Annotated in this window: 13 protein-coding genes and 1 pseudogene; 11 read left to right on the top strand and 3 right to left on the bottom strand. The window is 30.2% G+C overall.

Translation table 11 applies throughout. The features are described 5' to 3' along the window. From F7B34_RS00345 to cobM, 7 genes and pseudogenes are all read left to right on the top strand, one after another. A pseudogene (locus tag F7B34_RS00345) lies at window positions 1–200 on the top strand (formylmethanofuran dehydrogenase subunit B); the annotation flags it as partial. Between the two features lie 423 nt (window positions 201–623). Then, window positions 624–1,808 (top strand): methanogenesis marker 16 metalloprotein, encoded by a 1,185-nt coding sequence (locus F7B34_RS00340; RefSeq protein ID WP_292459394.1) that lies wholly within the window; start codon window positions 624–626, stop codon window positions 1,806–1,808. Between the two features lie 284 nt (window positions 1,809–2,092). After that, window positions 2,093–2,926 carry a F420-dependent methylenetetrahydromethanopterin dehydrogenase gene (locus F7B34_RS00335; RefSeq protein ID WP_292459392.1) on the top strand — a complete coding sequence of 278 codons (834 nt, stop codon included), beginning with the start codon at window positions 2,093–2,095 and terminating at the stop codon, window positions 2,924–2,926. Between the two features lie 364 nt (window positions 2,927–3,290). Next, window positions 3,291–4,025 (top strand): acyl-CoA dehydratase activase, encoded by a 735-nt coding sequence (locus F7B34_RS00330; RefSeq protein ID WP_292459390.1) that lies wholly within the window; start codon window positions 3,291–3,293, stop codon window positions 4,023–4,025. Window positions 4,026–4,161: 136 nt separating this feature from the next. After that, complete coding sequence (recJ, locus tag F7B34_RS00325; protein ID WP_292459388.1) at window positions 4,162–5,604, top strand: single-stranded-DNA-specific exonuclease RecJ; 1,443 nt, start codon at window positions 4,162–4,164, stop codon at window positions 5,602–5,604. Window positions 5,605–5,614: 10 nt separating this feature from the next. After that, a complete protein-coding gene (locus F7B34_RS00320) occupies window positions 5,615–6,889 on the top strand; it encodes a phosphoadenosine phosphosulfate reductase family protein (protein ID WP_292459386.1) in 1,275 nt (424 codons plus the stop codon). 85 nt (window positions 6,890–6,974) lie between these two features. Beyond that, a complete protein-coding gene (gene cobM, locus F7B34_RS00315; RefSeq protein WP_292459384.1) occupies window positions 6,975–7,742 on the top strand; it encodes a precorrin-4 C(11)-methyltransferase in 768 nt (255 codons plus the stop codon). 12 nt (window positions 7,743–7,754) lie between these two features. Here cobM and F7B34_RS00310 read toward each other — a convergent pair whose 3' ends face one another. Further along, window positions 7,755–7,949 (bottom strand): hypothetical protein, encoded by a 195-nt coding sequence (locus F7B34_RS00310; RefSeq protein ID WP_292459382.1) that lies wholly within the window; start codon window positions 7,947–7,949, stop codon window positions 7,755–7,757. Further along, window positions 7,946–8,296 carry a DUF2304 domain-containing protein gene (locus F7B34_RS00305; RefSeq protein WP_292459380.1) on the bottom strand — a complete coding sequence of 117 codons (351 nt, stop codon included), beginning with the start codon at window positions 8,294–8,296 and terminating at the stop codon, window positions 7,946–7,948. The genes F7B34_RS00310 and F7B34_RS00305 overlap by 4 nt, the downstream gene beginning before the upstream one ends. A 103-nt stretch (window positions 8,297–8,399) precedes the next feature. On the opposite strand from F7B34_RS00305, the gene pyrB reads away from it, so the two are divergent. Both pyrB and F7B34_RS00295 read left to right on the top strand, forming a co-directional pair. Beyond that, entirely contained in the window at window positions 8,400–9,308 is a 909-nt protein-coding gene (gene pyrB, locus F7B34_RS00300; protein ID WP_292459395.1) for an aspartate carbamoyltransferase, read from the top strand. Window positions 9,309–9,496: 188 nt separating this feature from the next. Continuing rightward, complete coding sequence (locus tag F7B34_RS00295) at window positions 9,497–9,883, top strand: 30S ribosomal protein S8e (RefSeq protein ID WP_292459379.1); 387 nt, start codon at window positions 9,497–9,499, stop codon at window positions 9,881–9,883. Window positions 9,884–9,923: 40 nt separating this feature from the next. Here the strand turns inward: F7B34_RS00295 and F7B34_RS00290 are convergent, their stop codons facing one another. After that, entirely contained in the window at window positions 9,924–11,162 is a 1,239-nt protein-coding gene (locus F7B34_RS00290) for a COG1361 S-layer family protein (protein ID WP_292459377.1), read from the bottom strand. A 127-nt stretch (window positions 11,163–11,289) separates the two neighbouring features. Between F7B34_RS00290 and F7B34_RS00285 the strand changes: the two genes are divergently transcribed. Together F7B34_RS00285 and F7B34_RS00280 are read left to right on the top strand one after the other, a co-directional pair. After that, a complete protein-coding gene (locus F7B34_RS00285; RefSeq protein WP_292459375.1) occupies window positions 11,290–12,480 on the top strand; it encodes an ABC transporter permease in 1,191 nt (396 codons plus the stop codon). Further along, the gene (locus F7B34_RS00280; protein ID WP_292459373.1) at window positions 12,480–13,172 is read left to right on the top strand and encodes an ABC transporter ATP-binding protein; all 693 of its coding nucleotides are present in this window, start codon (window positions 12,480–12,482) and stop codon (window positions 13,170–13,172) included. Before F7B34_RS00285 ends, F7B34_RS00280 begins: the two co-directional genes overlap by 1 nt. Window positions 13,173–13,235 lie beyond the last annotated feature (63 nt).

The following is a 13,235-nucleotide window of genomic DNA, read 5'->3' as shown; positions in this document are numbered from 1 at the left end:
ACCCTCACCAAACACCAACAACTGAATTGGCAAACATTATAATTCCTCCTGCAATAGCAGGTGTTGAAGTAGATGGAACAGCCTATAGAATGGATGGTGTCCCAATAGAACTCAAAAAGGTAATTGATGCACCAGAAGGGGTTTTGCCTGACAGCGAAATCTTAAAAATATTGATGAAAAAAGTCGATGAAATGATGTAATTTACAAGTAATATTATCTATTAAACTACTAACCATGTTGCAAACGGTATCCTATGTCCTGTAAAATATTAAAACGTTTTTGCTTTGAAGAGGAACCCTTGGGACTCTTCAAATTTTTTTATTAAAAATCTCTTTTTTGAATTATAGTAGTTAATCTAAGAATTTTATTAATCATTATACCATATTATCATTATATATCTATTTCATGGATAGAAAAGAAGTTAAGACGATTATCACTAAAATGGTAGGGTTTAAATTTAAAAAAGAACAGGAAGAGAAACTAAAAATTAAAAGAAAGGACGATTTTATATTTATCTTCTTATCTTTTTATAATAATATATATCCTGTACAGGTAATGATATATCCATTTAATAACAAGTCATACACTAATATATGTAAATATGTAGAAGTATAGGTGTTAAAATGGATAACAGCGATAAAGTAGTAATTACAGCAGATGAATTAAAAAAAATGATTAGAAACAATGAAGAGGACAGAATAGATGAAATAGATATAGTAACCACTGCAACATGCGGAATAATGTCTGGAACTATGGCTGTTTTTCATATTCCTGTTGCAGATAGCGGAACATTTAGAAAGGCTGAAAAGATTTATTTAAACGGCATAGAAGGTCATGTGGGACCATGTCCAAATGAATATTTAGGTAGTGTAGATGCAGTAGTTTATGGAACAAATTATAGTGGCGAATATGGTGGAGGATTTTTATTTAAAGATTTAGTATCTGGAAAAGAGGTTGAAGTTGTTGTGGAAAGTGGGGGAAAAACATATGAGAAAACGTTATCATTGGAGGATATCCCAACGGCAAAAATGATAGGTACTAGACTAGCATTTAAAAACTATGTTGCCGTCACAAATTTAAGTGATGAACCTATACAAACCATATTTCATAGAAAAAGGTTAAAAAAAGGAGAAGCGTCGTTTTCAGGATGTGGTGAAATAAACCCTCTTCAAAATATGAAATGCGACGAAAAAGAATTATTTGGAAAAAAAGTTTTATTAAACGGTGCAGAAGGACTAATACTTGGATATGGAACGAGACATTCTCAAAATAAACCAAATATAATGATATCTGCTGATATGCACAACATGGATGCTTATTACTTAGGTGGATTTATTACTTCTGCTGGTGTAGAGGTATTCAACACCATAGCAGTTCCCATTGAAGTAAATGAAAAAAACAAGAAATATTTAAAAACACTTGACGAAGGTATCGAGCTCCCACTAACGAATATAATCGGCAGGGTTCCCGTGGGAACTGGAAGATATTCGGAGGTATGGAAAGATGCAGAATTGAGACCAAAAGTTAATGTATATAGGTGTAGAAACTGCGATACATGTATTGCAGAGGTATTATGTCCTACAAAAGCCATTAAGAGAATTCCGCATTTAGGTGGCAGACGCCTTCCAAATGAAAACTGCTTTGGATGCGGAGTCTGTGTAGAGGCATGCCCTTATGGAATATATCAAATGAATAGAAACAGCATATTAGGTATTCCTATTACATGTAGACAGTCAGATAAGGAGCGAGCTCTTAAACTTGCTAAGGATTTGAAGAAAAGAATAAAAAAAGGGGAATTTAAATTATAATATTATTTTATCCATTTATTTACATTATAACTATTTTTTATTATGGATTATATCCATTCATATATTTAGTTTTAAATTTCAAGAAATTACCTATTCATAATAACCCTGAAATATTACCAACATTGTATTTTTTACATTAATATATGATATTTTCATATATTTAGGTATTAATATATTACTAAATTATTTAATGAGTGTAATAATGATTTAAAATAGCAATTCTTAAATATAATATTATTAAAATAATAATTGTATTAGATTAATAAAAATAAAATGGTGGTAAAATGGTTGTAAAAATAGGAATTATTAAATGTGGAAATATTGGGATGTCTCCTGTAATTGATTTAGCATTGGATGAGAGAGCTGATAGAAAAGATATTGATGTTAGGGTTTTAGGTAGTGGGGCAAAGATGGGACCAGAACAAGTGGAAGAAGTAACTACAAAAATGGTTGAGGAAATAAAACCTGATTTTATAATATATATAGGACCAAACCCAACAGCACCAGGTCCAAAAAAAGCAAGAGAAATTTTAAGTGCATGTGATATTCCAGCAGTAATTATTGGCGATGCACCTGGTTTAAGGGCAAAAGATGAGATTGCTGAACAAGGACTTGGATATATTATTATAAAATGCGACCCAATGATTGGTGCAAGAAGACAGTTTTTAGACCCTGTTGAAATGGCTATGTTCAATTCCGATGTTTTAAGAGTATTGGCTGGTACAGGTGCATTAAGAGTTGTTCAAAATGCAATTGACGCTATGATTGAGTCAGTTAAAGAAGGAAAAGAAATTGAATTACCAAAAATAGTCATAAATGAAACAAAAGCAGTAGAAGCTATGGAATTTACAAACCCCTATGCAAAGGCAAAAGCAATGGCAGCATTTGTAATAGCTGAAAAGGTTGCAGATATAGATGTTAAAGGATGTTTCATGACAAAAGAGATGGAAAAATACATCCCAATTGTAGCCTCTGCTCATGAAATGATAAGATATGCGGCTAAATTAGTAGATGAAGCAAGAGAGTTAGAAAAAGCTATGGATGCTGTAAGCAGAAAACCCCATGCAGCAGATGGAAAAATATTAAGTAAAACAAGATTAATGGAAAAACCAGAATAAAATAATTTATTTTTTAATCATTTATTTTTTTATTTTTATTTATTTTACTCCTATCTTTTTATTTTATCTTATTTTTTTAAAGATTTTAAAATATTCATAAATTCCTCAATGGCTTCCTTTACTGTGTTTTTATCTGTTTTAATCAATATCTTTTATAAGCAATAAATAATGTCAATATGGCACTAATTACCATGACCTTTTTTCCTTTTTCAATATCCACTTTTTCACTATTAAAAAACTTAATAATAACTATTAAATAATAGTATATTAATTTTTAATTTATGAAAAATATTCTATTACTTTAAATTATCAATAAATTATCAATTTATTACAACATTATTTAATTATTACTACGGTGATTAATTTGATTTTAAGCATAGATATTGGTTCAACCACGACAAAAATGGTTTTAATGGACGATAAAAACAATATAAAAGATTATACAATAAAAAATATAGGTGTGATTATTGAAGAGAATGATATTCTAAATATAGTTAAAGAATTTGAGAAAAACTACGATATAGATAAAATGGTGGCAACAGGCTATGGGAGGCATAAGTTATCCTTTGTAGATAAAGTAGTTCCAGAGGTCATAGCACTTGGAAAGGGAGCCCACTATTTTTTTGAAGGAGCTCAGGGTGTCATAGACATAGGGGGTCAGGACAGCAAGGTATTAAAAATAAACGATAAAGGAGATGTTTTAGATTTTATACTCTCTGATAAATGTGCCGCAGGAACTGGAAAATTCTTGGAAAAATGTATCGATATTTTAAAAATAGAAGATGATATAAACAAATACAAATCAGACAGTGTGGCAAAAATATCTTCAATGTGTGCAGTCTTTGCAGAAAGTGAAATAATTTCCTTACTATCTAAAAAAACCCCAAAGGAAGATATATTAATGGGAGTTTATGAGAGCATCTCAAACAGGATTGTCCCAATGGTCAATAAATTAAATCTAAATAATATAGTATTTAGTGGAGGTGTTGCGAAAAACAGAGTGTTGATTGAATCCTTAGAAAAAAGATTAAATAAAAAGCTATTGGTTCCAAAAGAACCCCAAATAGTTTGTTGCGTTGGTGCTGGTTTAATGGTTTAATGAAAATATACTAAAAATAATAAAAATATAATCCAAAACTTTATATTTTATTATACCATATCCTTAATTATAGTAATTTTTATATGCTTTATTTAATTCATACTTTAATTCATACTTTACTTTTTTTGGTGTTAAAATGGAATATATATCCAATTTAAAGAGAGCTGTTAAGACCCTTCGAAAAAACAGAAAAAACAATATATTAATATATACACATATAGATACTGATGGTATCACTTCGAGGGTTATATTGGAGGAACTCCTAAACAGGTTAAACATAGAGGCAGAATTTAGATTTTTAAAACAGCTTGGTGTTAATTCCATTGAGGATATTCCATTTAAAGACTATGATTTAATAATTTTTGCAGATTTGGGAAGCGGGCAGATTAATCTTATAAAAGAAAAAATGGAAGAATACAATCTATTGGACAGAAAGGATAAAAATATAATCATTTTAGACCACCATATTCCTGCAAATACAGATATTCCAGAAAATATAATAAATGTGAATCCTTGGAACAACAATATCGACGGAGGAAAGGAAATTTGCGGTGCTGGTGTATCCTATTTATTTGCGAAAATGTGCAACCCCCGAAATATCGACTTGGCAAAATATGCCGTTCTTGGTGCAGTTGGAGATATTCAAAATTTAGAGGGCAAATTCACAGGATTTAATAGAATCATATTAAATGATGCAGTAGAGGCAGGAGATATTGTAGCATTTCCAGACCTTCAATTTTACGGAAAGCACACAAAACCTATTTTTGCATCTATTAAGTATTTCACAGATGTAAGAACAGATTTAATGAACAACGATTCGAGGATTATAAATTTTATAAACAATATAAATAGAAAATACAACCTAAACATCATACCAAAAGAAAGCCTATGCGATTTGTCCTTTGAGGAAAAGAGAATTCTTGGAAGCGAATTTTTAAATAAATGCAATAGATATGTTCCTTCCAATTGGGCAAGATTTCTCCCAAAGGTAATATTTGGGGAAAGCTATGAATTTAAAAAAGAGGAAATAAAAACTCCATTTAGAAATTTAGAGGAGTTTTCGACCTGTATAAATGCCTGTTCCAGATATGAAGACTACGAAACCCCCCTTAAAGTTTTAAAAGGAGATAGGGAAAAATATTACGATAAAATGAAATCACGACTAAATGCCCATAAAAGAAATCTATCAAAATCTCTCCAATATATTAAAGATAATGTTGAAATAATCCAAAAAGATAAATTCCAATACTTTGAAGTGGAAACAGGCACGATAGAAGGTAGCATAATTGGAATTGTGGCGGGAATGAGCTATTCTATAGAAGAGGTAAATTGGAAAAAGCCCATATTTGCATTAGGGGAAATGGATAATGGCTATAAAGTATCTGCCAGATGTCCAAAGCTCTTATCATTTGCCGAAGACATAAACCTTGCCGATGCCATAAGCTACGCATCTAAAAAAGTTGGAGGAAGTGGAGGAGGACATAAATTTGCCTGCGGTGCATACATTCCAGAAAAAAAGGATTTTATAAAGTATCTTGAAAATAAATTACAATATAAAAAAATAAAAAATAATATTTAAAAGTGATTTTATGTATAAAGGCGATAAATTTAAAAATACATTTAAAGAGGATACGAAATTTGCATCAAAGTATGAAATTGATGTAATTAATAGATTAACTGGTTTAAATTTTGATTATGATGATTTGATACTGCTTGAAAAACTTGCAGGAGATGATTACAGAAAAAGGGTTTATTTAGATGAAATACAAATCGGAATCCTTGAATTTGATTTAATTGATTTAGATTGGAAATTTACTCCATCCCCTTATTATTATCAGTTGGTAGATGAAAAAAAAATAATACTAAAACCTACAAAAAGAAGGTTAAAGGGGAAGTATCTGAAAGAGGAATATATCGAAAATATTGATGAATACAAAAGTATAGTGGAAAATACAGACTATTTTGTCGGTATTGACATGGGGGCATTTTTAGGAGTTGGAATAAAAAGAAACGATAAAATAAAATTGAAGGACTTAAAAAGGAAAAAAGAAGAAATCAATATCAAAAAAATAGAGGATTATTTAAAAGAAAATAAAAAAAGAATGGATTATCTTGTAAAATTGTCAAAAAACATTCTTAAAAAATATATCAACAAATATAAAAACAAAGGATATGTCATAAATGTGTCATTTAGTGGAGGAAAGGATAGTGCAGTTTCCACACTTTTGGCAAAAGAGATGATAGATGATATTGATGTTTTATTTATCGACACAGGTTTAGAGTATCCTGAAACAATGAAATATGTTAAAGATTTTGCAAAAAAATACGATTTGAATCTACACACCATAAACGGCGATTACTTCTGGGATAAACTGGATAATGAAGGCGTCCCTACAAAAGATAACAGATGGTGCAACAGCGTTTGTAAGCTGATGCCATTGAAGAACTTCTTTATGGAAAATTATCCAAATAAGAAGATATTAACAATTGATGGTTCAAGAAAATTCGAGAGCTTTGCACGGGCAAACTTGGATTATACTAGAAAAAGTGGGTTTATAGACTTTCAAGCAAATGTATTTCCAATACTTGATTGGAATGCCCTTGATGTGTGGAGTTATCTTTATTTAAATGATGTTCTTTACAATCCGATGTACGATAAAGGGTTTGAAAGGATAGGATGTTATATGTGTCCAGCCGCACTTAACAGTGAGTTTTTAAGAGTAAGAGAGCTCCACCCAAACCTATGGGAAAGATGGGCAAACTATTTAAAAAAATACTACTCAGAAGATGATATATTAAGAGGATTTTGGAGATGGGATGAGCTCCCCCCAAAGATGGTAGAAATTAAGAAAAATTTAAAATAGAATAAAAATAAATGTAATAAAAATTAATAATAAATAAAGAGAATAGGGCAATAACTAACAATAATGGTTAATAACTGGTGATATTGTGGATAAAAAAATAACAATCGTTGGAGCAGGTCCTGGAGACCCTGAGTTGATAACATTAAAAGGAAAAAAAGCCATAGAAAACGCAGATATATTAATATATGCTGGTTCTCTCGTTAATAGGGAGGTTTTAAACTACAACAAAAAGAATGCAAAGATATACAACAGTGCTACAATGGATTTGGGGGAAATTATTCAGGTAATTGTTGATGGTGTAGAAAATGGATTAAATGTAGTAAGGGTGCATACAGGAGACCCATCCATATACGGAGCAATAAAAGAACAAATTGATGAATTAAAAAAACACGATATTGATGTAGATATTATTCCCGGAGTAACTTCTTTATTTGCAGCAACCAGTTCATTGAAAGCGGAATTAACTCTTCCAGAAGTTTCCCAAACTATAATAATTACAAGACCCGAGGGAAGAACTCCAAAACCTAAAAAAGAAAAAATAAAAGATTTGGCAAAACATCAAGCCACCATGGCAATATATTTGGGCGTAGGTATGATTGATAAAGTTGTAAATGACTTAATTGAAGGTGGGTATAATGAAGATACCCCTGTTGCTGTGGTTTATCACGCATCATGGGAGGATGAAAAGATTATAAAAGGAACTTTAAACGACATATCTGAAAAGGTTAAAAATGCAGGCATTACAAAAACGGCATTGATTATTGTAGGGGATGTTTTAGACCCAAAACACTATGAATATTCAAAATTATATGATAAAGATTTTGAGACAGAGTATAGAAAAAAACATAAATAAAGTCTCTATTATTTAACCTATTTTATCCAATATTATTTTTATATCTGTCTTTCTTGTAATATTTTTTTCTGTTTCAAGTAGTTTATTTAATCTGTTTTTTAAATCTTCAATATTATTGGATTTATCTATCAGTTCTTTCAAAAATTCTATATCAGAAACATAAGCTCCAACTTCCATCAATATAGCATTTTTTTCATCTATATTCATAATTTCACCTTTTTTTCTTTTTTCTCCCTTTCTATTATTGCTATTTCTCTTACAACTGTTGTTATTTCCCTTTCAATATTTTCCATCTTAACATATATTCTATATATTAAATAAAATAATACGATAATTGCAAGATATATCAGAACATCTACGCCCCTACCAACACCAGTTAAGATTGCCAGATATCCAAGAGTATTTGGGAACACAACCGCTAAAATCACGGCTATCCATATAAATAGCCAAAATATAGCAGAATCCCTACTCATGGCATTTGCCCTTACCTGTAATATTACCCTCGATATTGCAAAGACTGCAAAAATAATTGCAAGTATTTGAATTAGTTGCATAATTCACCCCTATTATCAATAATATTAAAATTATTAAGAATATATAAAACTATTTATATATATTTAATTATTTAATATATATTATTTTGGTGATTTAATGAAAATTAAACATTTGATATCTATAAAAGATATTGGAAAAAAAGAAATTTTAAAGATATTGGATGAATCGGAAAAAATGGAAGAATTACTAAAATCCAAAAAAGTAATAGATATTATGGATGGAAAAATACTTGCCACTTTATTTTATGAACCCTCCACACGAACAAGATTATCCTTTGAAACTGCAATGAAGAGGCTTGGGGGAACTGTAATAGGATTTACAGATATAAAAAATACATCTGTTATGAAAGGAGAAAGCTTAATGGATACCATACGAGTTATTAGCGAGTATGCTGACATAATTGCCATACGGCATCCATTCGAAGGCTCTGCAAGGTTGGCAAGTGAGTATGCAACAGTTCCCGTAATAAATGCAGGAGATGGTTCAAACCAGCACCCCACTCAAACACTCCTTGATTTATATACCATAAAACGAGAAATAGGAAAAATAGATGGAATAAAGATTGCATTTATTGGAGATTTAAAATATGGAAGAACAGTTCATTCATTATGTTATGCACTCTCCCTATTTGATGATGTGGAAATAGTGTTTATTTCACCAGAAGAACTTAAAATACCAAAAGAAATAATAGAAGATTTAAAGAAAAAAGGAAATGTTAAATTTTCTGAAAAATGCCATATAGATCTAACAGATGTTGATGTAGTGTATATGACGCGAATTCAGAAAGAGAGATTTCCAGATTTAAATGAATACCAAAAGGTAAAAGGAATATACAAACTTACAAAAGAGCATATATATGATAAAAATTTAATTGTTATGCACCCTCTTCCAAGAGTTGATGAAATTGATATTTCTGTTGATGGGCTCCCGCAGGCTAAATATTTTAAACAGTCTTTTTATGGAGTTCCCGTTAGAATGGCAATCTTAAAAATGCTTTTGGAAAATGAATGATGATAAATAAAATTAAAATAATAGATATCAAAAATTGTATATTAATAGTTAATTTTTTATATTATTAACTATATTAAATAAATGCTCGCATGGCCTCTCGCTTTTTCTTAATTATTAGGGGATATAAAAACTTAAATAATATAATTAAAATAATAAAAATTAAAAAATTATAATATTATGGTGATAAAATGGGAATTTGGCAAGGTAAAAGTAAAAGAAAACCCACTGGTGGAAAATACAGATTAGTTGTTAAAAAACACAAAAAAGAAATGGGCAGAGAACCAGCAGAAACCCACTTAACCGATGAAGTAAAAATAAAAATAGTAAGAGTTGCAGGAGGGAATAAAAAGATTAAACTTTTAAAAACAAACTATGCCAATGTAATGGATCCTGCAACCAAAACTTGCAAAAAGGTATCAATATCAAATGTAATAGGAAATGATGCAAATAAACACTACATTAGAAGAAACATTATTACAAAAGGAGCCATTATTGAAACAGAAGTTGGTAAAGCAAAAGTTACATCAAGACCTGGTCAAGATGGTGTGGTTAATGCTGTTTTAATCAATGAATAAATAATATATAAAAAAATAATTAATATAAAAAATATTAAACTTATTCCTCATATTTTTCAATGTCCTCTTTTTTCTTTCTCTTTTTATGGATATAATATAAAATAGCCAATATCAATAGTCCTATTATTAATATATAATAGTAATTAATATTAGATTTAACGCCTGCATATTCCTTAAACGTTATATTAAATGTTTTTGAAATATGGTATTTATTGTGGTAATTATCAAAATATGTTAAATCAACTTTTACAGGCAGAGTTTCGTTTAATCTTCCATACACATTGTAAGATACTATATCATAATCATCTTCACTTAAATCCCCAATATATTTGATATAATTATTGTTTAATTCAGTTATCCCACTTATTTTCAAAACACAGTGTTTTACAGAAGTTGAACCCCTATTTGCCACCCCAATATCTATTTCTGAACCATCTGGTTTATACTTATAACTATTCAAATATATAAAAACACTGTTATTGTATATTTTTTTACAAACTCTTATATTTATTGGAATAGTTGAATTGTATAAGCCACCATCTTCTCCAATCCAATATATTGTTGCGATTATTGGATATATACCATCATCTGCTTTGGTGGTGGCATAAATTTTTGCTGAAATCTTGTTATTTTCACCAGGTTTTACAGATTTTAAATAAAATGTAGTAGCCCCCAATATATTGACGTTTTTAGTTCCCTTTAAATTTACAGTTAAATATTTTGCAATTCCTGTTCCTTTATTTTTTAATAAAATATCCATGGTATCTGTTTTTCCAGGTGTTAATGTAATATTTTTTGTATATATTTCGAAGTTTGCTATACCATATATTGGCAAGTGGTATATTTTTGACCATTCATAGTGCCTAGTTATATCCTCTCCATTTTCATGTTCAACTTCATCATAAGATACATTTACATCAATCCTATAATATCCAGATGGTGCATTTTCATGTATATGAAGTTTAAAGTATGCCGTATCACTTTCACCAGGATTTAGATGGGATATTGTATATGTTCCCTTTATGGAATTTACCTGCTTTATTTCAAATGGATAATGTGGCGTAATTGTTATTCTTATGTTCTTTACATTATTGTTATAATTGTTGTTTGTTATTTTAAACCATAAATCCACATCATCCCCTGGATGGATTATATTTGGAGATTTTTCATCAGGTATTAGTTTATCCACCCGATACTGGGGATTATCAATAGTTAATCCATAATTTATGGATGTTGTTAAAAATACTGCCAAAACAAAAATATAATATAGTTTTTTCATAATCCCCCTCTTTTAGTTTAACTTACACCCATATTCATTATGATATATAATTAATTATAAGATATAATTCATAGTATATAATTATAATATATATTAATTATCATAATATACCAAATTTGGTGAAATAATGAAACCAATAGATATTATTTCCTTTGCGGGAAAAAACATAACTCAAAAAAGAACTCAGAGTTTGCTAACAATTGTGGGGATTGTAATAGGCATTGTGGCCATAGTTAGCCTTATTTCTTTGGGGTATGGTGTTCAAAATTACATACAAGAGGAAACTGCAAAGTTGGGGGCAAATAAAATACAAATTTTTCCCATGAAACAGTTTGGGATTCCACCAACTAAACTTTTTAGAGATAAAGAGATTAAAGCCATTAAAAATATAAAGGGGGTGGATAAAGTTCTATATGGATGGTATGGCGGTGTTAATATTGAACATAGAGATGAAAAATATTTCGTAAATATGTTCTATGCGAAACCCTCCAATATAAAATCTGTTTATTCTGATGTGGGGGGATATGGAATTGAAAAAGGACGGTGGCTATCAGACAATGACAACTATAAATGTATAATAGGGTATGGAGTGGCACATAATTTATTTAAAAAAGAATTGGAAGTAGGGGATTCAATATACATCAATGGAAAAAAATTTAAAATTGTAGGAATCATGGCTCAAGTGGGCAATCAGCAAGATGACAATATGGTAATAATACCCATGAGCTCAGGTGAAGAACTGTTTAATAAAAAAGGGGAGTATAATTATATAATGGTGAAAATCAAAGATGGTGCAGATATCAAAAAAATATCTGAAGACATAAAAGATGCCTTGGAAAAGTCCATGGGAACTGATAATTTCAGTGTTTTAACCGCTGAACAGATGGCAAAATCTATTGGTGGAATATTAAATGTTTTAACCATGTTTGTAGCAGGGGTTGCTGGAATATCCTTATTAGTTGGTGCCGTTGGTATATCCAACACAATGCATATGAGCATACTGGAAAGAAGAAAAGATATTGGGATTTTAAAAGCACTTGGTGCAGAGACCACAACGATACTATCAATATTCGTGGTTGAAGCAGGATTTTTAGGGTTATTAGGTGGAATTGTGGGTTTAATAATTGGCGTGGGTATTGCCAAATTGGTGGAAACAATAGCTCAAAATATGGGGTATGGTATGGTTCAGGCTTGGATTTCTTGGGAGCTCATATTTGGAGTTTTGGGGTTCTCATTTATTATAGGTGTTATTAGTGGATATTTCCCCGCAAGAAGCGGAGCAAAATTAAATCCAATTGATACTTTGAGGGGGTTATAATGACATTTATAGAAGCGAGAAATCTATGGAAAGTATATGGAAAGGGAGAAGCTAAAACCGTGGTTTTAAAGGGGGTAAATTTAAAAATAAATAAAGGAGAATTTGTAGCAATAACTGGTCCCAGTGGATGTGGAAAATCCACATTTTTAAATATCCTTGGTCTCTTGGATGTTCCAAATAAGGGCATGGTTTATATTAAAGGTAAAAAAACCACACTTATGGGTGAAAATGAAAGGGCAGTATTTAGAAGAAAAATAAGCGGTTTTATATTTCAACAATTTCATCTAATAAATACATTAACTGCACTGGAAAATGTGGAGCTTCCTATGATACTGGATGAAAAAAACAAAATTTATAGAAAAAAAAGGGCTAAAAAATTGCTTGAATCAGTTGGACTTGAACAGCGTATTAATTATTATCCAAATCAATTAAGTGGTGGTCAACAACAAAGGGTGGCAATAGCACGAGCTCTTGCAAATAACCCAAAGATAATACTTGCAGATGAACCCACCGGGAATTTAGATAGTAAAAGTGGAAATAAAATTATGAAGATTTTAAAGGAGCTCCATGATAACGGAATAACTATTATAATGGTCACCCACGAGCAAGAATATACAAAATATGCTACAAAGGTTGTAAAAATGAAGGATGGTGAAATTATAGATATTGTGGAACATAATAAAACACATTGAGAGTTTATAAGCCGGTAAATTCAAAAAATTTATTTCGGTTATAGAACATCTGAATCTATATAA

The sequence above is a fragment of the Methanothermococcus sp. genome, assembly GCF_015523155.1.
Taxonomy (GTDB): Archaea; AGJL01; Methanococci; order Methanococcales; family Methanococcaceae; genus Methanofervidicoccus.
This window is presented reverse-complemented; position numbering and strand designations above follow the sequence as displayed.